Origin of the sequence: Roseovarius maritimus (assembly GCF_043355895.2) — a bacterium.
In the GTDB taxonomy this organism is placed as follows: Bacteria; Pseudomonadota; Alphaproteobacteria; order Rhodobacterales; family Rhodobacteraceae; genus Roseovarius; species Roseovarius maritimus.
The window spans coordinates 128,263-152,978 of sequence record NZ_JBHFPF020000001.1; the positions used below are offsets into that span (position 1 = coordinate 128,263).

24 protein-coding genes and 1 pseudogene are annotated in these 24,716 nt (G+C 62.0%); 16 read left to right on the forward strand and 9 right to left on the reverse strand.

Annotated features, from left to right (window positions below; genetic code table 11):
* Positions 1-699, reverse strand: coding sequence for a DUF502 domain-containing protein (locus ACEWPM_RS00580; RefSeq protein WP_393960550.1), 699 nt, complete (start codon positions 697-699; stop codon positions 1-3).
* A 268-nt stretch (positions 700-967) separates the two neighbouring features.
* On the opposite strand from ACEWPM_RS00580, the gene rpsB reads away from it, so the two are divergent.
* Together rpsB and tsf are read left to right on the forward strand one after the other, a co-directional pair.
* Positions 968-1,882, forward strand: coding sequence for a 30S ribosomal protein S2 (rpsB, locus tag ACEWPM_RS00585; protein WP_393960551.1), 915 nt, complete (start codon positions 968-970; stop codon positions 1,880-1,882).
* A gap of 75 nt (positions 1,883-1,957) precedes the next feature.
* The gene (gene tsf, locus ACEWPM_RS00590) at positions 1,958-2,830 is read left to right on the forward strand and encodes a translation elongation factor Ts (RefSeq protein WP_393960552.1); all 873 of its coding nucleotides are present in this window, start codon (positions 1,958-1,960) and stop codon (positions 2,828-2,830) included.
* Positions 2,831-2,903: 73 nt separating this feature from the next.
* Here tsf and ACEWPM_RS00595 read toward each other — a convergent pair whose 3' ends face one another.
* Positions 2,904-3,296, reverse strand: coding sequence for a lipocalin-like domain-containing protein (locus ACEWPM_RS00595; protein WP_393960553.1), 393 nt, complete (start codon positions 3,294-3,296; stop codon positions 2,904-2,906).
* A gap of 283 nt (positions 3,297-3,579) precedes the next feature.
* Here ACEWPM_RS00595 and ACEWPM_RS00600 point away from each other — a divergent pair, with 283 nt between their 5' ends.
* Positions 3,580-3,984, forward strand: a complete 405-nt coding sequence (locus tag ACEWPM_RS00600) for a universal stress protein (protein WP_393960554.1) — start codon at positions 3,580-3,582, stop codon at positions 3,982-3,984.
* Between the two features lie 25 nt (positions 3,985-4,009).
* Here ACEWPM_RS00600 and aroQ read toward each other — a convergent pair whose 3' ends face one another.
* Both aroQ and ACEWPM_RS00610 read right to left on the reverse strand, forming a co-directional pair.
* The gene (aroQ, locus tag ACEWPM_RS00605; RefSeq protein WP_393960555.1) at positions 4,010-4,453 is read right to left on the reverse strand and encodes a type II 3-dehydroquinate dehydratase; all 444 of its coding nucleotides are present in this window, start codon (positions 4,451-4,453) and stop codon (positions 4,010-4,012) included.
* Positions 4,454-4,511: 58 nt separating this feature from the next.
* Complete coding sequence (locus ACEWPM_RS00610) at positions 4,512-5,168, reverse strand: GntR family transcriptional regulator (protein ID WP_393960556.1); 657 nt, start codon at positions 5,166-5,168, stop codon at positions 4,512-4,514.
* 147 nt (positions 5,169-5,315) lie between these two features.
* Here ACEWPM_RS00610 and dctP point away from each other — a divergent pair, with 147 nt between their 5' ends.
* From dctP to ACEWPM_RS00655, 9 genes are all read left to right on the forward strand, one after another.
* Positions 5,316-6,302, forward strand: a complete 987-nt coding sequence (gene dctP / locus ACEWPM_RS00615) for a TRAP transporter substrate-binding protein DctP (protein WP_393960557.1) — start codon at positions 5,316-5,318, stop codon at positions 6,300-6,302.
* 159 nt (positions 6,303-6,461) lie between these two features.
* Positions 6,462-7,010: a TRAP transporter small permease gene (locus ACEWPM_RS00620; protein ID WP_393960558.1), complete on the forward strand. Its 549-nt coding sequence runs from the start codon at positions 6,462-6,464 to the stop codon at positions 7,008-7,010.
* Complete coding sequence (locus tag ACEWPM_RS00625) at positions 7,010-8,326, forward strand: TRAP transporter large permease (protein WP_393960559.1); 1,317 nt, start codon at positions 7,010-7,012, stop codon at positions 8,324-8,326. Before ACEWPM_RS00620 ends, ACEWPM_RS00625 begins: the two co-directional genes overlap by 1 nt.
* On the forward strand, positions 8,323-9,570 hold the full coding sequence (locus ACEWPM_RS00630; protein ID WP_393960560.1) for a malonyl-CoA decarboxylase: 1,248 nt from the start codon (positions 8,323-8,325) through the stop codon (positions 9,568-9,570). The genes ACEWPM_RS00625 and ACEWPM_RS00630 overlap by 4 nt, the downstream gene beginning before the upstream one ends.
* A gap of 3 nt (positions 9,571-9,573) precedes the next feature.
* Positions 9,574-11,091, forward strand: a complete 1,518-nt coding sequence (locus tag ACEWPM_RS00635; RefSeq protein ID WP_393960561.1) for a malonate--CoA ligase — start codon at positions 9,574-9,576, stop codon at positions 11,089-11,091.
* A 150-nt stretch (positions 11,092-11,241) separates the two neighbouring features.
* Positions 11,242-11,793: a 3-hydroxyanthranilate 3,4-dioxygenase gene (locus ACEWPM_RS00640; RefSeq protein WP_393960562.1), complete on the forward strand. Its 552-nt coding sequence runs from the start codon at positions 11,242-11,244 to the stop codon at positions 11,791-11,793.
* A gap of 67 nt (positions 11,794-11,860) precedes the next feature.
* Complete coding sequence (locus ACEWPM_RS00645; RefSeq protein WP_393960563.1) at positions 11,861-12,853, forward strand: TRAP transporter substrate-binding protein; 993 nt, start codon at positions 11,861-11,863, stop codon at positions 12,851-12,853.
* 80 nt (positions 12,854-12,933) lie between these two features.
* Positions 12,934-13,467 (forward strand): TRAP transporter small permease, encoded by a 534-nt coding sequence (locus ACEWPM_RS00650; RefSeq protein ID WP_393960564.1) that lies wholly within the window; start codon positions 12,934-12,936, stop codon positions 13,465-13,467.
* Positions 13,464-14,726, forward strand: coding sequence for a TRAP transporter large permease (locus tag ACEWPM_RS00655; protein ID WP_393960565.1), 1,263 nt, complete (start codon positions 13,464-13,466; stop codon positions 14,724-14,726). Before ACEWPM_RS00650 ends, ACEWPM_RS00655 begins: the two co-directional genes overlap by 4 nt.
* Here the strand turns inward: ACEWPM_RS00655 and ACEWPM_RS00660 are convergent.
* Positions 14,723-15,661, reverse strand: coding sequence for a LysR substrate-binding domain-containing protein (locus ACEWPM_RS00660; protein WP_393960566.1), 939 nt, complete (start codon positions 15,659-15,661; stop codon positions 14,723-14,725). The genes ACEWPM_RS00655 and ACEWPM_RS00660 overlap by 4 nt on opposite strands.
* A 3-nt stretch (positions 15,662-15,664) precedes the next feature.
* Positions 15,665-16,453: an aspartate dehydrogenase gene (locus ACEWPM_RS00665; RefSeq protein ID WP_393960567.1), complete on the reverse strand. Its 789-nt coding sequence runs from the start codon at positions 16,451-16,453 to the stop codon at positions 15,665-15,667.
* 154 nt (positions 16,454-16,607) lie between these two features.
* Between ACEWPM_RS00665 and ACEWPM_RS00670 the strand changes: the two genes are divergently transcribed.
* The 4 genes and pseudogenes from ACEWPM_RS00670 (at position 16,608) to ACEWPM_RS00685 (ending at position 21,748) form a co-directional block, all read left to right on the forward strand.
* Positions 16,608-18,701, forward strand: a complete 2,094-nt coding sequence (locus ACEWPM_RS00670; RefSeq protein WP_393960568.1) for a xanthine dehydrogenase family protein molybdopterin-binding subunit — start codon at positions 16,608-16,610, stop codon at positions 18,699-18,701.
* Positions 18,701-19,654, forward strand: coding sequence for a dihydrodipicolinate synthase family protein (locus ACEWPM_RS00675; protein WP_393960982.1), 954 nt, complete (start codon positions 18,701-18,703; stop codon positions 19,652-19,654). The genes ACEWPM_RS00670 and ACEWPM_RS00675 overlap by 1 nt, the downstream gene beginning before the upstream one ends.
* Before the next feature lie 182 nt (positions 19,655-19,836).
* Positions 19,837-21,128: pseudogene (locus tag ACEWPM_RS00680) on the forward strand (ISNCY family transposase).
* 497 nt (positions 21,129-21,625) lie between these two features.
* Positions 21,626-21,748 (forward strand): hypothetical protein, encoded by a 123-nt coding sequence (locus ACEWPM_RS00685; protein WP_393961011.1) that lies wholly within the window; start codon positions 21,626-21,628, stop codon positions 21,746-21,748.
* Between the two features lie 80 nt (positions 21,749-21,828).
* Here ACEWPM_RS00685 and ACEWPM_RS00690 read toward each other — a convergent pair whose 3' ends face one another.
* From ACEWPM_RS00690 to ACEWPM_RS00700, 3 genes are all read right to left on the reverse strand, one after another.
* On the reverse strand, positions 21,829-22,179 hold the full coding sequence (locus ACEWPM_RS00690; protein ID WP_393960569.1) for a RidA family protein: 351 nt from the start codon (positions 22,177-22,179) through the stop codon (positions 21,829-21,831).
* 6 nt (positions 22,180-22,185) lie between these two features.
* Positions 22,186-23,295, reverse strand: a complete 1,110-nt coding sequence (locus tag ACEWPM_RS00695; protein WP_393960570.1) for an NAD(P)/FAD-dependent oxidoreductase — start codon at positions 23,293-23,295, stop codon at positions 22,186-22,188.
* A gap of 81 nt (positions 23,296-23,376) precedes the next feature.
* Positions 23,377-24,612 carry an acyl-CoA dehydrogenase gene (locus tag ACEWPM_RS00700; RefSeq protein ID WP_393960571.1) on the reverse strand — a complete coding sequence of 412 codons (1,236 nt, stop codon included), beginning with the start codon at positions 24,610-24,612 and terminating at the stop codon, positions 23,377-23,379.
* Positions 24,613-24,716 lie beyond the last annotated feature (104 nt).

A 24,716-nucleotide genomic window follows, 5' to 3' on the forward strand; every position in this document is an offset into this window, starting at 1 on the left:
CTACTTGGCCGCGGGCTTGACCGGCATATCCTCGGGCTTGATCTGGTTCGGATAGACAAGCCCCGCCGAGATCACCAGCTTGGCTGCATCCTCGACCGTCATGTCCAACTCGATCACATCCTCGCGCGGCAGAAACAGCAAGAATCCCGAGGTCGGGTTGGGCGTTGTGGGTAGGAACACGCTCAGAAGCGCGCCACCGGTCTCGGCCTTGCTCGAAATCTCGCCCTTGGCGGTGGTCGAGATGAAACCGATGGCCCAGATCCCCTTGCGCGGGTATTGAATGAGACAGGCGGTCTCGAAGCTGCGCTCGGTCTGGGCAAAGATCGTCTCGGCGATCTGCTTGACCCCCGAATAGATCGAGCGGACGACCGGCATGCGGTTCACCAGACTTTCGCCAAACCGGATCAGGGTGCGCCCGATCAGCCCCTTGGCGATCCAGCCGATGATGATCGTGAAAACCAGAAAAACAACCACGCCGACGCCGCGCAGGTTGATGCCGATGTAATTCGCTGGCGTCAGATCATAGGGGATCAGCGGCAGGACCAGGCCATCGACCCAGCCGATCATCGTCCAGATCAGCCATATGGTCAGCGCCACGGGCAGGACGACCACAAGCCCGGTCAGAAAACTGGCGCGCAGGCGCGCGAGGATGCCGGTGCGGCGCGGCGGGCCCGTGTCTTCGTCGAAGGGTGCGGTCATCTCATGTTCGGCCTTTGATCGCGATTGTAACGGTTTAGGGCCAAATCGGAGGCTGGGCAATGGGGCAGGTGCGCCCGATCGCACAAGCGGGGCGCAGCCGGCGCGGCCAAGGGGCCTTGCGTCCGCTGCCTGCGCGGTCTATAGCGCGGCTACTTGAAATCCGCAGGCACGGGCGGGCCGACCGGGGGAGACATCCCCGGCAGTCCACCGGTTGAGGGAAAATCCCTCTCACCCCGTACCGAGGCGAAAACCGGAAAAGGAATACAGCATGGCTCTTCCCGAGTTCTCCATGCGTCAGCTGCTCGAAGCTGGCGTTCACTTCGGCCACCAGACGCAGCGTTGGAACCCCCGCATGGGCGAGTTCATCTATGGCGCGCGCAACGGCATCCACATCATGGACCTGACGCAGACCGTCCCGATGCTGGACGCGGCTCTGAATGTCGTGCGCGAGACCGTGGCGAAAAATGGCCGCGTGCTGTTCGTCGGAACCAAGCGTCAGGCCGCCGGCCCGATCGCCGAAGCCGCCGAGAAATGCGCGCAGTATTACATGAACCACCGCTGGCTGGGCGGCACGCTGACCAACTGGCAGACCGTGTCCAAGTCGATCCACCGCCTGAAGGAAATCGACGAATCGCTCGAGCAGGGCGCCGAGGGCCTGACCAAGAAAGAGCGTCTGGGCATGGAGCGTGACCAGACCAAACTGCAGGCCTCGCTGGGCGGTATCCGCGAAATGGGCGGCGTGCCGGACCTGCTGTTCGTGATTGACGTCAAGAAAGAGCAGCTGGCCGTGGCCGAAGCCAACAAGCTGGGCATTCCCGTTGTCGCCGTTGTCGACACCAACTGCTCGCCGGACGGCATCGATTACATTATCCCCGGCAACGATGACGCGGCCCGCGCCATCGCACTTTACTGCGATCTGGTCAGCCGCGCGGCCCTCGACGGCATGAGCGCTCAGATGGGCGCGGCTGGCATCGATATCGGCGCGATGGAAGAGGCCCCCGTCGAGGAGGCCACATCCGCAGACGTAAAGCCGGGCGTCGAGACCGGCGACATCAGCCACGAAGCCGTGCATGACGACAAGCAGACCAAGGACGCACCGCTGGACATCAAGTCGAGCGAAGAAGTATCCGACATGGCCGCAAAGGCCGGCGAAAAGGGCAAGGAAGAGAAGGCCGACAGCTGATCGGCCTCTGATCCATCCATTTCCGCGCCCGGTGGCATCACCGCCGGGCGCCCACGTCAATATTAGGAGAGCCAAATGGCGATCACTGCTGCAATGGTGAAAGAGCTGCGCGACACGACGGGCGCAGGCATGATGGACGCGAAAAAGGCACTTACCGAGGCGGATGGCGACATGGATGCCGCCGTCGATTGGCTGCGCACCAAAGGTCTGGCCAAGGCCGCCAAGAAATCGGGCCGCACCGCGGCTGAGGGCCTTGTGGCCGTCAAGGTCGAGGGTGGCCGCGGCGTTGCTGTCGAGATCAACTCGGAAACCGATTTTGTCGCCAAGAATGCCGACTTCCAGAAGATGGTGTCGTCGGTTGCCGACGCCGCCGTCAACGTGGACGATGTCGAGGCGCTGAAGGCGGCCGATCTGGGCGGCAAGACCGTCGAGGACACGATCACCGACAAGATCGCCACCATCGGCGAGAACATGACCCTGCGCCGGATGTCTGCCATCGAGGGCGACAGCGTCGTGTCCTACGTGCACAACGCCGCCGCTGACGGCATGGGCAAGATCGGCGTTCTTGTTGCGCTGAAGGGTGACCAGACGTTTGGCCGCCAGGTGGCCATGCATATCGCCGCGACAAACCCCGTTGCCTTCGACGACGCATCGCTGGACCCGGCGGTTGTCGAGAAGGAAAAGCAGATCCAGATGGACATCGCCCGCGAAAGCGGCAAGCCCGAGCAGGTCATCGAGAAGATGATTGAGGGCCGCATGAAGAAATTCATGGCCGAGTCCACGCTGATGGGACAGGCCTTCGTGATGAACCCCGACCTGACGGTCGAGGCCGCCGCCAAGGAGGCGGGCGTCACGCTGACGGGCTATGTGCGCCTGGAAGTCGGCGAGGGCATCGCCGTCGAGAAGGAAGACTTCGCGGCCGAAGTCGCCAAGATGGGCAAGAGCTGAGCCATAGCGGTTTGGTTGAGAAAATGGGGGGCGGGCCGAAAGGTTCGCCCTTTTTCAGTTGCGACAGCTGCGATCACGCCCTCTCGAATTCCATTCGGTAGATGACGCTTTCGCCTGTCACCGGATCGACGCCGGGCGCGCCGCTGATCGTCAACCTGCCGTCCTCCAGCGTGAAGGGCCGCGACAGGTCCAACTCCCAGCTTGGATTCCACGCGCGCTCGACGTGATGAACGACGCGGCCACCGTCAAGACTGTACCTTGCGACATAGGCCAGCATCGTGTCGAACAGTTCGGCTTTTTCGGCCCGGGTCCATCCATCCTCGCCATTTGGCCGCATCCGATCACGGCGAAAAACCGTCGCCATCATGCGGCCATCGGCGTGATAGGCGATGTAGCCGATGGGATCAGGGCCCATGGCATCGGAGATATCGCCGGTCTCCAGGACCTCACGCGTCCATGATTTCATCCGCCACGTCCCGAGAATCTGATCTGCCATGTTCATACGGCCCCCGAGATTTGCGCTGCCGGTTTCAACCGGACATCGTCCATGCCGGATCGAAGTCTCACTATGTGTGTGAATACTATGATACCAATATAGTATGCTGTCATTGTCTTTAAGGGCGTAGGGAAACACGTCGGCGTCTCCCGATATTGAGCGAGCAAACCGACAGGAGAGTTCGAAATGATCTGTGTCAAAGCCACCCGCCCGCCGACTTGGTAACATTCGCTAAATCTCAAGGAGTTTTTCCATGTATAAAAATATTCTTATCCCGGTCGTTTTTGATAGCGAGCACGACCACAAGAGGGCGTTGCAGATCGCGTCCCTTGCCGGACCGGATGCGAAGGTCACGCTGCTGCACGTGATCGAACAACTGCCGACCTATGTCATCTCATATGTGCCCGAGGGGACGTCGAAGCAGCTGCGCGCTGAGTTGCAGGCGGAGATGGACAAGTTGACCAAGGACCTTCCGAACGCGACCGGGGAGATCATCACCGGTCATTCCGGTCGCTCCATCACGAATTATGCCGAGAAGAACGGGATGGACCTCATTGTTGTCGAATCGCACAGGCCGGGCTTTGGCGATTACTTCCTCGGAAGCACAGCAGGGCACATCGTGCGCCACGCGACATGTTCGGTGCATGTGATCCGATAACTCTAGGCCGGCAAGCGCCGCGCGCTTAGCCCTTCTGCGCCAGATGGGCCAGCAACGCGTCCATGGCCATGGGGTAGCCCGCCGCGCCAAAGCCGCAGATCACGCCCAAGGCCACCTTGGCGATGTAGCTGACATGGCGAAACTCCTCGCGAGCGTGCACGTTCGACAGGTGCAGTTCGACGCAGGGCAGCTCGACCGAAGCGATGGCGTCCATCAGCGCGATGGAGGTGTGGGTATAGGCCCCGGCATTCAGCACGATGCCGGCGTGCACGCCCTTGGCGGCGTGGATATGGTCAATCAGCGCGCCTTCGCTGTTGCTCTGGGCAAAGGCCATCTCGGCCCCGCGCGAGGCCGCATGGGCGCGGCAGAGCGCCTCGATATCGGCAAGGGTCGAGTGGCCATAGACCTCGGGCTGGCGCGTGCCCAGAAGGTTCAGATTGGGCCCGTTCAGGATGAGGATCGAGGTCATGTCGGCGGCTCCTTTGATCCCTCTTTAGACTGCACAGGCGCGTCCTGTCGAGATGGCGTCACTCGGCGGCGGCGCGCAGGCTGGACATGAGGTAGTGGAACTTCTCGCCCTGCACCGCGATATGGGCGCGCATCGCATCGGCGGCGCCGGGTGCGTCGCCGCGCGTCAGGGCCTCGACGATGGCTTCATGCTCGGCCATGGATTGCGCAAGCCTGCCACGCAGGCGCAATTGCTGGCGGCGGAAAGGGCGCAGGCGACGATGCAGCTTTTCCGCCTCGGCCCGCAAGAATCCGTTGCCGGACTGCGTATAGATGATCTGGTGGAATCTTTCGTTCTCAAGGTAATAGGTGCCGGCCGCATTCTGCTCGACGGCCTTGGCACATTTGACGTTTGCAGCCCGCAGGTCGGTCAGTGCGTCATCGGTGATGCGCAGCGCGGCAAGGCGGGCGGCTGCGGCCTCCAGCTCGGCCATGACCTCGAACATCTCGATGAGTTCGACCGGGCCGGGCTGCCGGACAAAGACACCCCTGCGGGGGATTTGCGTGACCAGCCCCGATTGCGCCAGTCTTTGCAGCGCCTCGCGGATCGGTGTGCGCGAGACGCCAAACCGCACGGCCAGCGCGCTCTCGTCGAGGCGGGCATCGTCGGGATAGGTGCCATCGAAGATCAATTCTTCGATTTCCTCGGCGATCATGTCTGCGCGGCGTTTTTCCATGACTTACGATAGCGCGGGTCATGGCGCATGCAAAGATGAAATTCTTGTATACAAAACGATTGACTCACAAAACATCACGCGCCTAACCTGTGGGTCACGATCCGGCGGGGAGGCCGGACCAGGAAAAACAGTCTGGGAGGACACACCATGAAATCCATGCTCAAGGCCGCCGTTGCGGCAACAGCCCTGATGGCCCTCGGGGGCGCGGCATCCGCGACTGAACTGCGCCTGTCGCACCAGTGGTCCAACAACGACGTGCGTCACAAGGTGGCCCAGATCGTCGCGGATGAGGTGGCCGCCGCCGATGTGGATCTCGACATCAAGATCTTCGGCTCGAAGTCGCTGTTCAAGCCGCGCGAGCAGTACAAGCCGCTCAGCCGGGGGCAGCTGGACATGACCGTTTTTCCGCTGAGCTACGCGGGCGGCCAGCAGCCGGCCTTCAACCTGACGCTGATGCCCGGTCTCGTGAAGAACCACGACCACGCCGCACGTCTGAACGAAAGCCCCTTCATGGAGGCGATCGAGGCCAAGATGGCCGAGGATGACGTGATGGTGCTGGTCCATGGCTATTTGGCGGGCGGTTTTGCCGGCAAGGAGAAATGCATCACCAAGCCCGAGGATGTGAGCGGCCTGCAGACCCGCGCCGCCGGCAAGGCGTTCGAGCAGATGCTGGCGGGCGCCGGGGCCTCGATCGCGTCCATGTCCAGCGCAGATATCTACAACGCGATGCAAACGGGCGTTCTGGATGCGGCCAACACCTCGTCCTCGTCCTTTGTCAGCTACCGCATCTATGAGCAGGTTTCGTGCTATACGCCTGCGGGCGACGTCGCGCTGTGGTTCATGTATCAGCCGCTCTTGATGAACAAATCCAAGTTCGAGAGCCTGTCCGAAGAGCAGCAGCAGGCCCTTTTGGACGGCGCGGCCAAGGCCGAGGCGTATTACCTCGAAGAGGCCAAGAAGGAAGACGCGGATTCCGTCCAGGTGTTCAAGGATGCGGGCGTCGAGATTGCCAGCATGAGCCAGGAGGACTTCGACGCTTGGCGCGAGATCGCCAAGGAGACCTCCTACAAGAACTTCGTCGAGAACGTGCCGGACGGGCAGGAACTGCTCGATATGGCGCTCGCCGTCGAGTGATGGATGCGGGGCAGGGGTGGCTGATGTCGCCCTTGGCCATCCTGTTGTGGCGGGAGGCGCACGCGCCCCCCGCACCCTGACAGACAACCGACAGTCCTGCCGCCGTCCGCCAGCATGGCAGGCAGCACGGCAGACTTGCACCCAAAAAAGGAGCGCGGCATGGCCGGACAGCTGACGCACCGCGTCGCCAAGACGGGCGACAACAGATTTCTCAAGGTGGTCGCCGCTTTATCCACACTGGCGGGTTGGATCTCGGCCGCGATGATCGTCGTGGCGGTGGGCATCACCTGCCAGATGATTTTCGTGCGCGCGGTCCTCAATCAGTCCACGATCTGGCAAACCGAGATGGTGGTCTACCTGATGATCGCCGCCACCCTCATTGGCCTGCCTTACGTGCAGCGCCTGCGCGGGCATGTGAATGTCGATCTGATCCCCATCGCTCTGCCGCCGCGCGCACGCTTCGTCATGGCCTGTTTCACCCTCAGCCTCAGCAGCGTGATCGTCGCCGTCATGCTCTGGTACGGCTATGATTACTGGCATTTTGCATGGGAGCGCGGCTGGCGCTCTGACACGATCTGGGGCGTAAGGCTCTGGATACCCTACATGTCCATCCCTGTGGGCTTCGGCCTGCTGCTCTTGCAACTCATCGCCGATCTGGTCGCGCTCGTGCTGCGTATCGAGGCGCCTTTCGGTCTGGAGGAAACCTGATGGACCCGCTTGTCCTAGGCGCACTTGTCGCCATCTGCACCATTGCGGTGCTCTTTTCGGGCGTCTCGGTCGCGCTGGGATTGCTGATCGTCTCGGGCGGTTTCCTGATCGCGTTCGACGGGATGCGCTCGCTTGAACTCATGCCCGAGATCTTCTTTGGCAAGCTCGATAGCTTTGCCCTTCTCAGCATCCCGATGTTCATCATCATGGGGGCGTCCATCGCCTCGACCCGGGCGGGTGCCGACCTTTACGAGGCGCTCGAGCGGTGGCTGACGCGCATCCCCGGCGGCCTTGTCATCTCGAACCTCGGGGCCTGCGCGCTGTTCTCGGCCATGTCCGGCTCCAGCCCGGCCACCTGCGCGGCCATTGGCAAGATGGGCATCCCCGAGATGCGCAAGCGCGGCTATCCCGATGGCGTCGCGGCAGGCAGTATCGCCGCGGGCGGCACGCTGGGCATTCTGATCCCGCCTTCGGTGACGATGATCGTCTATGGCATCGCGACAGAAACCTCGATCGGGCGTCTGTTCCTTGCGGGGGTCATTCCAGGCATCCTGCTGGTCGCGCTCTTCATGGCATGGTCGATCTATGCGACCATCAGGTCGGGTAACACGCAGGTGTTGACCAAGGGCGTCTATACCTGGCGCCAGAAATTCGAGATCCTGCCGCGCGTCATCCCGTTCCTGATCATCATTCTCGGCGTGCTTTATGCCATGTATGGCGGCATCGCGACCCCGTCCGAGACGGCGGCTGTCGGCGCCCTGCTCTGCATCGTGATCGCCGTGGTCATTTACAAGCTGTGGAGCCCGGCGGGCCTGTGGCTGATCCTGCGCGATTCCACGCGCGAGAGCGTGATGATCCTCTTCATCATCGCGGCGGCGGGCGTGTTCAGCTACATGCTCAGCAGCCTTTTCATCACGCAATCCATCGCGGAATGGATCGGCACGCTCGATGTGAACCGCTGGGTGCTGATGGGCGCGATCAACGTCTTCCTGCTGATCGCTGGCTTCTTCCTGCCGCCCGTTGCGGTGATCCTGATGGCGGCGCCAATCCTTTTGCCGATCATCACCATCGCGGGCTTTGATCCGATCTGGTTCGCAGTGGTTCTGACGATCAATATGGAAATCGGCCTGATCAGCCCGCCCGTCGGCCTCAACCTCTATGTTATCAACGGCATCGCGCCTGACATTTCGCTGCGCACGATCCTGACGGGATCGCTTCCTTTCGTGGCGTGCATGGTGCTGGCGATTGTCATCCTCTGCCTCTTTCCGGGCCTCGCCACATGGCTGCCGGATTACGTGATGGGGACGGCCGTATGACCGTTCTCAGCGATCTTCTGACCTCGCTCTTCGAGCGGGGGGCAGGCGGCGCGCGGCGCGGCGACTGGAGCCGCAGGCCCGTCGAAGAGTTGGCCGATGCGCTGGTCACGACCCATGGGGAGATGTCGGGCACGATCCTGGCCGAACAGATTCTGTCGCGTTTTGCCGCGATGGACGACGCGGCCAAGCTGACCTTCTTTCACCATCTTGCGGGCGCGATGAATGTCGATCCCGCCGCGGCGCGCGCCGCGCTCGACGCCTATGAGGAAACCCCTTCGCGCAGCAGCTATCGCGGCTTTATCACCGCATCCGAGCCGCCGAGGCAGGAGTTGATCCGCCGTCTCAACCAGGTGCCGGGCGCGACCGGTGCGCTGGTTGCCATGCGCGCCGATTTGCTCAGGCTGGGCCGGGGCGTGCCCGAGCTAGAGGCGCTGGACCTCGACTTCAGGCACCTGTTTGCGTCCTGGTTCAACCGCGGTTTTCTGGTTCTGCGGCGCATCACCTGGCAAACCTCGGCGGATATCCTGGAAAAGATCATCGCCTACGAGGCGGTCCACGCCATCGACAGTTGGGATGATTTGCGCCGCCGCGTGCAGCCCGAGGACCGGCGCTGTTTCGCCTTCTTCCACCCCGCCATGCCGGATGAGCCGCTGATTTTCGTCGAGGTCGCCCTGACGCGCGGCATTCCCGGCGCGGTGCAGCCCCTTCTGGCCGAAGAGCGCAAGGCGCTGGCGGCGGATGCGGCGGATACCGCCGTTTTCTATTCGATCTCCAACTGCCAGTCGGGCCTTGCCGGCATTTCCTTCGGCAATTCGCTGATCAAGCAGGTGGCGGGCGATTTGGCCGATGAATTGCCCGGCCTCACCCGGTTTGTCACGCTGTCGCCCATTCCCGGCCTCATGGACTGGCTCGAGGCCGAAGGTCTGGAGCCCTCCGATACAGACCTGCCCGGCCTTGCCGCCTATTACCTCTTGAATGCGAAGGGGCGGGGCGAGTTGCCGCGCGATCCGGTGGCGCGGTTCCATCTGGGCAATGGCGCGATCGTTCATGCCTTGCACGCCGATGCCGATCTGTCGCAGAAGGGCCGCGCACAATCCGGGGGCGTGATGGTGAACTATCTTTACGACCTACGCCGCACTGCCGAGCGCCACGAGGCCTTTGCCGGAACCGGCGCGGTGGCCGCGACCAGCGCGGTCAAATCGCTGGCATCCGGGGCCGAGACCAAGATGACCAAAGGAGCCTGAGCCATGGCCAACCCGCTATACGACACCCTGTTCGGACGCCATGCAGGCAGCGACGCGCCCTTTCTCTACCTGCCGGATGGCAAAGTCACCAGCTATGCCGATTTTCTTGGCATGGCCGCGCGCATCGCCGGCTATCTGTCGGCCTCGGGGCTGAAACCGGGCGACAGGCTGGCCGCACAGATCGCCAAATCGCCCGAGGCGCTGGCGCTCTATGCCGCCTGCGCGCAAGCGGGCGTTGTCTTTCTGCCGCTCAACACGGCCTATACGGCCAATGAGATCACCTATTTTCTGGAAAATTCCGGGGCGTCCATGGTGGTCTGCGACAGCCGCGCGGTGGGCGCGTTGACCCCCATCGCCGAGGGGCTGGGCGCGCAGGTGGTCACGCTGGGTGCCGATGGCAGCGGCACGTTGATGGATGGCGCGGAAGGCCAGCCTGATACATATCCCACAGCCGACCGGACCGAGGATGATCTGGCCGCGCTGCTTTATACCTCGGGCACCACGGGCCGCTCCAAGGGCGCGATGCTGAGCCAGCGCAACCTGTTGAGCAATGCCGAGGTTCTCAAGGACGAGTGGCGCTTTACCAGCGACGACGTGCTGCTGCACTGTCTGCCGATCTTTCACACCCACGGCCTGTTCGTCGCCACCAACGTGACACTGGCCGCAGGCGGGGCGATGATCTTCTTGCCGAAATTCGATGTGGACGCGGTGCTGCAGCACCTGCCGCGCGCCACGTCGATGATGGGCGTGCCCACCTTCTACACCCGCCTTCTCGACGATGCGCGGTTCGACAAGGCGGCGACGCAGCATATGCGCCTGTTCACATCCGGCTCGGCGCCGCTGCTGTCGGAGACCCATGACAGGTTCCGCGCGCGCACCGGCCACGCGATCCTCGAGCGCTACGGCATGACCGAGACGAACATGAACACTTCGAACCCGTATGACGGTGACCGGCGCGCCGGCACCGTCGGATTTCCGCTGCCGGGGGTCGAGCTGAAAGTGACCGACCCCGAGACCGGCAAGGAGCTGCCACAGGGCGAGGTCGGCCAGCTGGAAGTGCGCGGTGACAACGTGTTCCAAGGCTACTGGCAGATGCCCGAAAAGACCGCCGAAGAGTTGCGCGAGGACGGCTTCTTCATCACCGGCGATCTGGGCCTGATCGATGAGCGCGGCTATGTGCAGATTGTCGGGCGCGGAAAGGATCTGATCATCTCGGGCGGCTACAATATCTATCCCAAGGAGATCGAGTTGGTCCTGGACGAGCAGCCCGGCGTGCTGGAGAGCGCCGTGATCGGCGTGCCGCATCCCGATTTCGGCGAGACGGTCGTGGGCTTGCTGGTGCCCGAGCCGGGCAAGACCCCGGACGAGGACGCCATCATGGCTGCGGCGGGCGAGGCGCTGGCCCGGTTCAAGCATCCCCGCAAGCTGATCGTACTGGACGAGTTGCCGCGCAACACGATGGGCAAGGTGCAAAAGAACATCCTGCGCGAACGATATGGCGATCTCTTTACCGGCGGCTAGGGCGCGCTTGCGCTGCGGCGTGCTTTGGTGAAAACTGCGCTCCAATATGCTGGCTATCACAAACCGTTATAGCGGATTTCGCCGTGCCCGATTGCGCATCGGGCCGGGCCGCGCGGAAACTGGCAGCCACCGCCAACCGGAGGAGAGGTCATGTCAAGACTGGCAGCGTTCAACTTTCAAAAGTGGATCGACGAGCATAAACACCTGCTGAAACCACCTGTCGGCAACAAGAAGGTGTTCGAGGATGCCGACCTGATGGTCACCGTGGTGGGCGGGCCAAACAAGCGCACCGATTACCATGACGATCCGGTCGAGGAATTCTTCTACCAGCTCAAGGGCGACATGCTCTTGAAACTTAAGGATGGTGACGATTTCTACGACGTGCCGATCCGCGAGGGGGACGTCTTTCTTTTGCCGCCGCATGTACGCCACTCGCCGCAGCGTCCGCAGGAGGGCAGCATCGGCCTGGTGATCGAGCCCAAGCGCCAGACCGGCGAGCTGGATGCGATCGAATGGTATTGCTTCGATTGCAACGCGCTGGTGCACCGCGCCGAGATGCAGTTGAAATCCATTGTGGACGATCTGCCGCCTGTCTATGAAAGTTTCTATGCCTCGACCGAGGCGCGCACTTGCCTTGAATGTGGATCCGTTCACCCGGGCAAGGAACCGCCCGCAGGCTGGGTTCAGCTGGACCCGGCCTAAGACCTCAAGCGCCCCGTCAGAGAGGCGCGTTTATATCAACACCCCATCCGGGAGGAGACACCCCATTATGACCTTTATGATGAAATTGCCCGCCGCGCTTGCGGCCTCCGTTGCTGCCGCCACGATGATGCTGGCAAGCACGGCCACGGCCAAGGACATGCGCCTTGGCCTGATCACGCCGCCCAGCCATATCTGGACGCAAGCGGCAGAGAATTTCGGCGCTGATCTGGCCGAGGCCACCGATGGCGCGCACAGCATCACCGTTTTCCCCGCGCAGCAGCTTGGCTCAGAGGCCGAGATGATGCAGCAGCTTCAGACCGGCGCGCTCGACATGGCTTTCCTGACCGTCGCTGAGGTCAGCAACCGCGTGCCAGATTTCGGTGCCTTCTACGCGCCCTATATGGCCAAGGACATCGCCCATGCGGGACGCATCCTGCAATCGGAGCTGGCGCTGCGCATGCTTGAAGATCTGCCGGCAAAGGCCGGCGTCGTCGGCATCGGTTACGGCATGGCCGGCCTGCGCCAGATCGTTGCCAAGGGCGAGGTAACCAGCGCCGCCGATCTAGAAGGCAAGAAGCTGCGCATCACGCCTTTCAAGCCGATCCTGGATTTCTACAATCTGCTGGGCGCCGCGCCCACGCCCATGCCGCTGCCTGCCGTCTATGATGCGCTGGCAAACGGGCAGGTCAACGCCATCGACATGGACGCCGAACTGATTTGGAAGCTCAAGTATTACGAGCAGGCCGATACGGTCGTCGTCTCAAACCACATGATGTTCCCAATGGTCGGCCTCGTCTCGGCCAAGGTCTGGAAGGACCTGTCCGAAGAGGACCGCGCCACCATCACCGAACTGATGAAGAAGCGTCTGGATGAGTGCATCGCGACCTATATCGTCAAGGATCAGGAGTGGCTGGACCAGGTGCGCGGCACGGACACCGCCTTCATCGACGTGGGCCCCGAGTTCTTTGGCGACGTGCCCGCAGAGTGGGACAAGATCTGGTCCGAGCAATCGTCCGTTCTGGGCGAGATGCGCGACGCGGCGTCTGCCTCGGCAGAATGAACGGCTGACAGGGTCAGCCTGATGGCCGCCCGGCAAACGGGCGGCCAAACTCACGTCCGACGGACAGGATGAGGGGTAGGGTGCTGCACAGAATTTCACAGGGATGGGCCCGTGCCGAGATAGGTGCCGCCGCCGTTCTGGCCGTTGCGATCACCGGACTCGTGCTGCTCAATGTGGTCACGCGCGCGATGAGCGCCTCGATCTTCTGGGTCGATGAGGCGGCCGTCTATGCCATGACGTGGATGACCTTCCTGGCCGCTTCCGCCGCCGTGCATTTTGGCCATACGATCAGCGTGACCCTCTTCACCGACATGTTGCCACAAGCTGCCGCGCATCTGGCGCAGCGGGCAGTCGATATGATCGTGGTGATCTTTGCTGCGGCGATGCTCTGGCTTTGCTGGCGCTGGTTCCTGCCGCTCGACCTTGCGCGCGCGGGTTTTGACACGATGGCGTTTCAGGGCGAGACCTTCAACTTTATCTATGCGGAGCCGACATTGACCCTGGGCTTCCGCAAATTCTGGCTCTGGCTGATCATGCCGGTCTTCGCACTTGGCATGACACTGCACGGGGTGGCCAACCTGCTGCGGCCGCTCGCGGTGGAGGCAAAGGCATGACTGCAGCGCTCTTCCTCATCCTGCTTCTCGGCGCCGTGCCGATCTCGATCGTGCTCGCCATGACGGCGATCAGCTATATCTGGCAGAGCGGTAACACCGTGCTTTTCGACAGTTTCGCGCAGCAGATGTTTGCGGGCACCGAGAATTACGGCCTGCTTGCCATCCCGCTTTTCATGCTGACGGGCGAACTGATGAACGAGGGCGGCATGACTAAGCGGCTGGTGAACGCGGCTCGCGTGCTGGTCGGCGGGTTTCGCGGCGGTCTTGTCTGGATCAACCTTCTGGCCAACATGTTCATGGCGGCCATCATCGGATCGGCCGTCAGCCAGATCGCGGTGATGAGCCGCGCGATGGTCCCGGCGATGGAGCGCGAAGGCTATGATCGCGGCTTTGCCGCGGCGACCACGGCGGCGGGCGGCCTTCTGGCGCCGGTGATTCCACCCTCGATGCTCTTTGTCATCTACGGCGTTCTGGCGCAAATCCCCATCGGCGACATGTTCCTCGCGGGCATCCTGCCGGGTCTTCTGATGGCGGGCAGTTTCTTTGTCGTCGTCACGCTGATCGGCCTTGCCGCGCAATTCCCGAAGGGCGAATGGATGAGCGCGGGGGACGCGCTGCGCGCCGTCCTCGCCGCACTTCCCGCCGCGCTGATCCCCATTGCTATCATCGGCGGCATCGTGATGGGCATTGCGACCCCGACCGAGAGTGCGGCGGTCGCCTCGCTGATCGCGTTCCTGCTGGGCTGGCTGATCTATGGCGAGCTGCGCCCATCGCACCTGGCGGCCCTGTTTCTGCGCACGGCGCAGAACGCCTCGATGGTCGTTTTCATGGTCGCTGCCGCCAATGTCTTTGGCTGGGTGGTCATCTACGAGGCGATCCCCCAGACGCTTGCCGCGCTCATTACATCGCTCACCTCGGATCCGTTCGTGTTCCTGCTGATCGTGATGGGCGCGCTCCTGCTGGTCGGGATGCTGATCGACGGGATCGCGGCGCTGATCCTGGTCACGCCCATCCTGCTGCCCATCGCCACGGGCGATTATGGTATCAGCCCGTTTCAATTCGGGGTCGTGATCAGCATCAATCTAGCGCTCGGCCTGCTGACGCCGCCCGTCGGCGTCGGCCTCTATGTCGCGGCCTCGATGAGCAACGTGAAGGCGACGGCAATCTTTGCCTCGCTCTGGCCCTTCCTGCTGGCGGTGCTGCTGGTGCTCCTGGCGGTCTGCTATTTCCCCGGCCTGTCTCTGGCGCTGATCGGCTAGGTCGTGCCCGCCACCTCGCGCAGCGCCTCCAGCAGCGCGGCTGCGGCGGGGGGCAGGGACGTGCCGGTGCGGAAAGACGCTCCAACCGGGCCATCGCCGAAGGGCAGGGGCAGGGGCAACTCGGCCAAGGCGCCTGTAGGTTCGCCCTGAACCAGTTCGGCAGGCATGGCACAGATCATGTCGCTGCCGGCCAATAGTGCCCGGTTCGTGACATAGCTGACCGATTCCACCACGCGCGGCGGCACGAATTGATCCTCGTCGACAAAGAACTGATCCAGTTGGCGACGGAGCGTCGTGTCGGATGGGGGCAGGATCCAGCCATAGCCGCGCAAGTCCCGAAACCCAAGATCGCGGCGCGCCAGCGCCGGGTGCCCCGTCCGCACCACCAGCGCGATGCGCCCCTGCATCAGATGCATCTGGCCGAGGTCCGAGCGGTGGCGGCGCATGGGCAAACGCCCAACGACCAGATCGAGCTCGCCTGCGCGCAGGCGCGGCATCAACACCTCATTGGTGCCCTCCACCACCTTGATCACAAGCCCGGGGCGCTGGTCCAGCACCCGCGAAATCGCCTCGGGTAATAGCCGCGCGGAGGCCGCCAGCAGCGTGCCGACAACGATACGCCCGGCATTGCCGCCCGCGATATCCTCAAGCTCCTGCGCTGTGGTGCCGATCTGCGAGAAAATCAACTGCCCGCCGCGGATCAGCGCGGCGCCGGCTTCGGTCGGGATGACACCGCGATTGGTGCGCTCGAAGAGCAGCACGTCGAAATCGATCTCGAGATCCTTGATCATCTTGGTCGCGGCGGGCTGCGAGAGGTTCATCTCGCGCGCGGCATGCAGGATACTGCGATGCCGGTCGACGGCGATCAGCAGGCGCAACTGCCGCAGCTTCATTCGGTTGATAACGCGGTTGGTGATCTGCGCATGGCTCTGCATGCGTCAGAGCCTCATCCAGCCGGTTTGGCACCGCACGGCCTGCACCGCGCTCATCGCCGCAAGGGCCGAGGATTTGGGATTGTCCGGCAGTGCGTTGCCGCTGATCGTGAAGTCCAAGCTGCCAAACGCGCCCCGCGCCTCGATCCGGTGGGTGTTCTGCGAGGCAACAGGGTCCGCGATCAATTGCACTTCGGTCGCGTCAAAGCCGAGTCCCGCCAGCGCCACGGCAGCGGCGACATTGGCGTTCTTGGGATAGGCCAGCGCCGCGGCGCGGGCGCTGCCGGTGAAATGAACGGCCGGGGTGGTGAGATTGGCGAGGTCCAGCGCCTTCTCGGCGGGTGAGCCGGCCCAGCCCTTGAGTGGCTTTATGCCCGAATAGCGCACCATGTCGAGGCCGCCGACACGCCCCGCGGCTAGCGCATCCAGTGCGCCAATCGCGCCTGAGGCAAGATGCAGCGTGCCGCCACCTTGCCTTGCAGCCCCCTCCAGCGCGGCGAATAGCCTTTCATCGGCCAAGGCACCCAGCGACAGCGTGATCAGCCTCCGACCGGCACCAAGGATGTGCGCACCATGCGCCGAGAGCCCTGCATGGCCTGCGCAATCCACGATCAGCTCGGCCCGCGCGGCCAGATCCGCAACATCCGTTACCGCCTCGGCGCCCAGTGCCTCTTGCGCTGCCGCCTCGCGACCTACGCGGGCCAGCACCAGCGTGGGCGCCATTCCGTCCGCAGCAAGCGCCCGCGCCACGTAGCGAGCGATCGCCCCGTAGCCGATGATCCCGATCGTCGTCATGCCGCTCTCCTCCTGTAGATTGGCGGCAGATTAGGTGAGGGCAGGGCGCTTGGCTATCGGATTTCGTGATAGCGGCGCGCAGCCTCGGTATTTGCAGGGGCGCCGGTGGCCGGGCATCATCAGGCATGTTTTGCCGCAGCCTTGAGGGCCTTCGATGACTGGCGAGTTTCGCGCCCATACGCCCGATGCGCTCTTGCGCGGCAAGGGGCGCTATTGCGACGATATCCCGCTACCGGGCGCGCTGAGGGCCGTGTTTCTGCGCAGTGACGAGGCCTCGGGCCTGATTTCAAGCCTCGACATCGACGAGGCCGCGATAATGCCCGGCGTGCAGGCGGTGCATACCGGCGCAGATGTAGCGCATCTGGGCGCGCTCCCCGTGAACGAGGTCATGCCGCTGGCGCATGCACCGCGCTTTCCCGTCTTGGCCCAGAGCAAGGTCGAGGCGGTGGGCCAGCCCGTCGCCGCCATTCTGGCCGATACGCGCGCGGCGGGCCTCGATGCCGCCGAGGCGATCTGGCTGGAACTGGACGCGGCGCCGGACTGCGGCACGGCGCCCATTGCCGAGAAACGCTGGCAGGCCGGCGATGTGGCCGAGGCGATGGGTAAGGCCGCGCACTGTGTCGAAGCAGAGGTGATCCACGCCCGCACGGCGCCGCTATCGCTGGAGACGCGCGGCATTGCGGTGCGCCCCGAGTCGGATGGTGGCCTGACCATCTGGCATTCCACCCAAACACCGCATCGCACGCGGCTTCACCTGGCGCAGATGCTGGGTGTTGATGCGGGGTCGCTGCGCGTGATCGCCCCCGATGTGGGCGGCGCGTTTGGCATGAAAGCCTCGCTCTATCCAGAGGAGGTCTATTGCGTCTGGGCCGCGCATACGCTGAACCGTCCGGTGCGGTGGAGCGCATCACGCAGCGAGGATTTCCTGTCGGCCAGCCATGGGCGCGGCATCACGGCGCGCGGGACACTGACATATGACGGTGATGGCCGCTTCACCGGCCTGAGTGCCGAAATCTCGGCGCCGCTGGGCCATTGGATGCCCAATAGCGCGCTGATCCCGGGATGGAACGCCGCGCGCATCCTGCCGGGCGGCTACCGGGTCGGGGCGGTCGATATCACCTCCGTCGCGGCCTGTGAAAACCGCGCGGCGACGGGCATTTACCGTGGGGCAGGGCGTCCCGAGGCCGCCGCTCTGACTGAGCGTCTTGTCGACAAGGCCGCGCGAAGCCTGGGGCTCGACCCGTTCGAGATCCGACTGCGAAATCTCCTCTCACATGATGATCTGCCGTTCGAGACTGGCACTGGCCAGACGTTGGATAGTGGTGACTATGGGGCGGCGCTGACGCGTTTGCGCGATATGTCCGGTTATCAGGCGCGCCGCGCCGAGGTTGCGCGCCGCCGTGCGGCTGGCGACCTTGTGGGCCTTGGCCTCGCATTCTTTCTAGAACCCTCCGGCGAAGGATGGGAGTCTGCGCGCGTCACATGGGGCGTGGACGGGCGCGTGCAGATTGCCAGTGGCAGCTCGGCCCAGGGTCAGCCGAGGGCGCGCAGCTACGCCGCAATCGCGGCCGAGGCATTGAGCGTGCGCCCGGACGAGGTGGACGTGCTGTATGGTGATACCGGCACATGCCCCGAGGGGATCGGCGCGGTTGCGTCACGCAGCACCGCTATAGGCGGCAGCGCGGTTCTGGAGGCGTGCCGCACTGTGTGGCGTGCGCGCGCAGCAGGTGAAGATCTTCCCATAACCCACGAGATTCGCTTCGAAACAAAAGGTCAGGCTTGGGGCTATGGCGCATACCTCGTACAACTCTCGGTCGATGCCGAGACGGGCGCGCCCTTGCTTGAGGCGGCATATTGCCTGGACGACGCAGGCCATGTTGTCGATGCGCAGGCGGTGGCGGACCAGATCATCGGTGGCTTTGCGCAAGGCCTTGGAGCCGCATTGATGGAGGCGGTCCATTACGACCCCTCGGGCCAATTGTTGTCAGCCTCCTTGATGGATTACGCCGTGCCGCGTGCAGATACGATGCCAGCCATAACGGCAGCCGAGATGATAACGCCCAGCCCGATGAATCCGCTGGGCGCCAAGGGCGTGGGCGAGGCGGGGACCATCGGGGCGCCCGCGGCAATTCTCAATGCTGCGATTGACGCGCTCTCGCCTCTGGGGATCGAAGATTTGCAAATGCCGCTGACATCGCAGACGCTGTGGCGCGCGATGAACGCGGCGAGACAGGGAAAGACCGGATGATGAAATACTCCAAACTCGACGCCAAGGACTATGCCCTAGAGAATATGCGCGGCATCTGGGCGGCTGCGCTGAACCCGTTTCTGCCAGACGGTGCGTTGAACGAGGCGGGGCTTAGGCAAAACATCAGGCATTGGATTGATGATCTTGAAATTCAAGGGCTTTTCATTGCAGGAAAGCAAGGCGAATTCTTTTCGATGTCAGTGGAAGAGCGCAAGCGAAACTTCGAGATTGCCGTCGATGAGTGCGGCGGACGCGCCGGCACGATCATGTCGGCCTCGGATCAGAATTTCGACACGGTGCTCGATCTTGCCCGTCATGCCGAGGCGTGCGGCGCCGATTACATCGTCGTCCACGCGCCTATGCTGCATTTCGTGACTGATCCGGATGAGACTGTTTTCAATTATTACAAGACGATATGCGACACTGTTAATATCGGCATCGCGATGTGGAGCCATCCTGACAGCGGCTATCTGATGTCGCCGGAGCTCTGCGCGCGCATCGCCGACCTGCCCAATATCGTGGCGATCAAATACTCGGTGCCGCGCGAGATGTATGTGCGTCTCACGCATATGGTAGGTGATCGGATACATGTATCGACAGCCTCGGAGGTCGAGTGGCTGGACAATATCGAAGAGCTGGACTGGAAGCTCTACCTGTGCTCATCGCCGCCATATCAGCTTCAGTCCAAGATCGATTGCCGCATGAATCAGTACACGCAGTTGGCCTTCGAGGGCCGCTTTGAGGAGGCGCGGCGTGTACGCGACAGTCTCGACCCGGTACGCGATGCGTTCAAGCGGACCAAACCAGGCGGCAAGCCGCAGGCACATGGCAAGTACTGGCAGGAACTTCTTGGCCAGGTCGGCGGCCCGGTACGAACGCCGCTGCTACAACTGACCGACGCCGAAAAAGCCGCTACACGCGAAGCGTTCGAGACATGTGGGTTGAAAGTTTGATCCGAAATGATGTCCGAATGGTAAGTAGGAGAAATAATTTCCCGGAGCACGATCCTAACAATCCAATATTTACATAATACTGATTATACGAATTAGAATTCGTAGCCGCAAAGCGATAATGTCACCCATGAGCAATTCAGAAGTGCCACTCTCCTCGCAAAACGATGTGAGGATGAGCGGACATGGGATGGGTGATGATGAGCGAGCGCGAGTTGAACCGCGTGGAGGTTCTAGCACAGGTCGATGATGGACGGCTGACGGTCGATAATGCGGCCAACATGTTGGCTCTGACGCGTCGGCAGATTTTCAGGCTGTTGAGGCGGTATCGCGAAGATGGCGCGTCTGGGATCCGGCACAAGTCACGCGGGCGTGCTCCCAACAATCAGTTTCACGCAGCCAAACGCGATTATGCACTGAGCGTTATCAAAGAACAGTATCCGGATTTTGGGCCGACCTTGGCCGCTGAGATGCTGGCAGAACATCATGGATTCAAAATCTCACGCGAGACTGTGCGCAAATGGATGGTTGAGGATGGCATCTGGCTGTCCCGCAAGCAGCGACGCCAGATTCATCAACCGCGCTTGCGTCGGGAATGCTTCGGTGAGCTCATTCAGATCGACGGGTCTGATCACAGATGGTTCGAGGATCGCGCCCCGCCCTGCACCCTGCTTGTGTTCATCGATGACGCGACCAGCACACTGATGGAACTGCGCTTTGTGAAGTCGGAAAGCACCTTTAGCTACTTCGAGGCACTGGACAGCTATCTGCACAGACATGGCCGCCCGGTTGCGTTCTACAGCGACAAGCACACGGTGTTCCGGGTGGCCAAGGAAGACGCCAAGGGCGGCGCGCGGATCACGCAGTTTGGCCGCGCGCTCAGTGAGTTGAACATCGAGATTTTGTGTGCCAATTCGAGCCAGGCAAAGGGCCGGGTCGAACGTGCCAACCGCACGCTTCAAGACCGTCTGGTCAAAGAACTGCGGATCGCGGGCATCTCGGACATGGACGCCGCGAACGCCTGTTTGCAAGGCGTCAAAGAGCGACACAACGCCAAGTTCGCCAAAGCACCGGCCAAGCCCGACAACCTGCACCGCGCGCTCAATGTCGAGCCGGATCGGCTGGCTGATGTGCTGTGCTGGCGGGAGAACCAATACGTCGGCAAGCAGCTCACCTTTTCCTATGACCGCAAACGCATCATGCTGGCGTCGACGGTCGGTTCGAAGTACGCTCAAAAGGACGATCCCTGCCCTACAAAATCTTCGACATGGATCAGCGTGTGACGCATACGGCCATCACGGACAACAAACGCCTCGGTGCGGTTCTGGAGCATATCAAAGAGATGCAGGGCGCAGCACCTCCAAAGCCGAAGGTGCGGACAAACTCAGAGAAGATGGGCTACAAACCGAACGGGCGACGGCAAGGACGACCGTCGATATCACGGGACAAGAAGAAGGTTGCGCACGCGGCGGAATAAAACAAAAGTCGAACAAGATATGCGTTTCGCTTTCTTCATATCCGTGGCTTTGGCCATCACCTGTCTGGGGTTGATGAGCCTAAACCTTTACGACTTCTGGTTTCGACCGGAACTGCCATGGCGTGAAGGCGACCTGCGCGGCGTCCTCACAAAATGTATCGCGGGAGCTCTAATTTTCTCCTCAGCATCTGTGGTCTTTCACAAGCTTGCGAAAGCTAATCGCTGACCCCCGCAAGGCTTTTCAGCCCTACGATATTTGAGGTCTCCGGGCTGCTAAGCCTTGCTCACGTTGCACTCAGAGTGACATTCCTGCTTTGCACAACCAATGACATTTCTGAATGGTGTTTACAAGAATACCAACGAGTGCGCGCTAACCCCAACTGGGACTCTTTTTAGAAAACAGTAGCTTATCTAATAGGCAGATTTTGGGATGGGAGTCATTTGCGCGCAACTTGACATGGAGGAACGCCGAAAGATTGAGAGATGGAGACATACAGATGACAGATTACGAGCTGAAAAAGCTCTGCAACCGCCTCAATTACACGCCACGCAAATCCCTCGGCTGGAACACCCCGGCCGAGGTCTTCTTCGAAAAGATGGGGCGATACACCTACCTTTAAAGACAATAAGAGACGCAGTTGGGGGTACCGCTCACCCTTACACCCCCCTGAAAGCTCACACTTCCGGGGGGTATCTGGCGTCACGCTTTCGCGGCGGTCACGATAAACTCGACCAGATAGTCCGGTGTCGCCAGCTTGGCCTCGCCTGCCGCCCGTGCAGGCGTGTGGCCCTCGGGCACCCATGCGTCCCAGACTGCATTCATTTCGGCGAAGTCCTTCATGTCAGCCATCCAGATGATGGTCTGCAGAATGCGTGTCTTGTCGGAGCCGGCCTCGGCCAAAAGTTTATCGATATTCTCGAGGCAGGTTTTGGTCTGATCTGTCACGCTGTCGCCAGCATTGCCGACCTGACCCGCCAGGTAGATCGTGCCATTATGCGTAACGATCTGGCTCATGCGCGGGCCGGTATGGCTACGGGTGATATCGCTCATCTTGGGTCAACTCCTTAGTTCGTCGATAAAAAAACGCTTTGGTGCAATGGCAGCTATGATCTCGGATGCCAGCGCCGGAGCGCGCCCGCCGATCACTGCCGCCGTCACCTGCGATAGCGCGGGCGCGGTCTGAACACCATAGCCTCCCTGCCCTGCCAGCCAGAAGAATCCGTCGCAATCGGTGGCATAGCCGACCACGGGCGTCCTGTCCGGCGCAAAGGTCCGTAATCCCGCCCAGCTTCGCTCGATCCGGGTCACAGGCACGGTCACCGCGCGTTCGTAACGATCCAGCCCCTCGGCAAGGACCATGTCGTCAGGCCAAGCATCATGAGGCTCCACGGGGTCTTCGTCCGCGGGCGACACCATCAACTTGCCTCCCTCGGGCTTGGCGTACCATGTCTCGGAAACGCTTCCGAAGAGAGGCCAATTCGAGACATCATGCTCAGGCCCAAGCGGTACGATGGCCGCCGACCGGCGCATGGGCTGCAGCCCAACGCGCTGAGTTCCGGCCAGCGCCGCTATGTGATCCGCCCAGGCCCCGGCGGCATTTACGACAAGGGGCGCGGTTAGCTGGTGATTCCCGGCAGTGACGTGCCACAGCCCGTCTGCGCGGCGCATCCCGGTCACCTGCGCCTTTGTGATCACAGTCCCGCCACGCTTTTTCAACATGCGCAGATACCCTTGCAGCATCAAATCGACGTCGATGGATTGCGCGGCCCCTTCGTAGATTGCGGCGGCAATCCGCTCCGGGCGCAGAATGGGCACCAAACGCGCGGCCTCTGCCCCGGTCAGGCGTTCAAGACCGACAGACCCGCTTGCATAAGCCTCAAGCGCAGACATCTCATCTCCAGTCGCCGTCAGAAGTTCGCCGCGGTGCGACAGAAGGCTGTGATCACAAATCCCGTCCGGTGTGGTCAGCGTCGGCTCTGAGGCGATGTTGATCGCGCGCAAGACAGTGTTGCCGTAGTTGCGAATATAGATCGCGGCAGAGCGCCCGGTGGCGTGATATCCGGTCTGCGCTTCGGCTTCCAGCACCGTCACGCGGGCGTCCCGCGCCAATTCCGCCGCCGCGGAAATACCGGCGATGCCGCCGCCGATAACAATTGCGTCTGGCATATTTTCGGTCATGCAATCAGGTCTTTATACGTCAAAGTTCGTGGCGGGGGCAGGCACCAAGACCTGCCCCCATTCCGACAATCAGAAAAACGCCTGCAGGCCCGTTTGGGCGCGCCCCAGAATCAGTGCGTGAACGTCATGGGTTCCCTCATAGGTATTCACTGTCTCGAGGTTCATCATGTGACGGATCACCTGATACTCTTCCGAGATGCCGTTTCCACCATGCATGTCACGAGACATGCGAGCGATATCAAGGGCTTTGCCGCAATTGTTGCGCTTGATCATGCTGATCATTTCGGGCGCGGCATTGGCGTGATCCATCAGGCGGCCGACGCGCAGCGCCGCTTGCAAGCCCAGCGTGATCTCGGTCTGCATGTTGGCCAGCTTCAGCTGAAAAAGCTGAGTCTGTGCCAGCGGCTTTCGGAACTGGTGGCGATCAAGGCCGTATTGGCGCGCGCCGTGCCAGCAGAATTCGGCGGCGCCCATTACGCCCCAGGCAATGCCATAGCGGGCGCGGTTAAGGCAGCCGAACGGGCCTTTCAGACCTTCGACATGCGGCAGGAGGGCATCCTCGCCCACGTCGACACCCTTCATCACGATCTCGCCGGTGACCGAGGCGCGCAGACTCTGCTTGCCCTCGATCTTGGGGGCCGACAGGCCGTCCATGCCCTTCTCCAAGACGAAGCCGCGAATCTTGCCATCATGGGCGTCGGATTTTGCCCAGACAACAAACACATCCGCGATCGGACTGTTCGAAATCCACATCTTGGAGCCGGTGAGACGATAGCCGGTCTCGGTCTTTTCGGCGCGGGTCTTCATGCCGGCAGGGTCGCTGCCAGCGTCCGGCTCGGTCAGGCCAAAGCAGCCGATCAACTCACCGGTCGAGAGTTTGGGCAGGTACTTCTTGCGCTGCTCTTCGCTGCCATAGGCGTAGATCGGGTACATGACCAACGACGATTGCACGCTCATCATCGAGCGATAACCGCTATCGACGCGCTCAATCTCGCGCGCGACAAGACCATAGCTGACATAGCCTGCGCCAAGGCCGCCGTATTCCTCAGGAATGGTCGTGCCCAGAAGGCCCATCTCGCCCATCTGTTTGAACAGCTCGGGCGCGACGGCCTCGTCAGCGTAATCCTTGATGACGCGTGTCTGCAGGTTTTCCTGAGCAAAGGTCCGCGCGCTTTGCGCGATCATCCGCTCGTCTTCTTCCAGTTGATCATCAAGGCGGAACGGGTCCTGCCAATCGAAACTGGAAAGATCCGGAGCGTCCTTGGGTTTGAGGCTGGGCTTGTTTGCGGGGGCGTCAAGGCTCATTGCGCTACCTTTCATGAATTTTCATGGGTTCTGCTTGCAATATAGGCCTTGGAGCCGCAGAAGAACACCAAGTCTTTTGCTCGAAACCATGAGGAAACGGAATA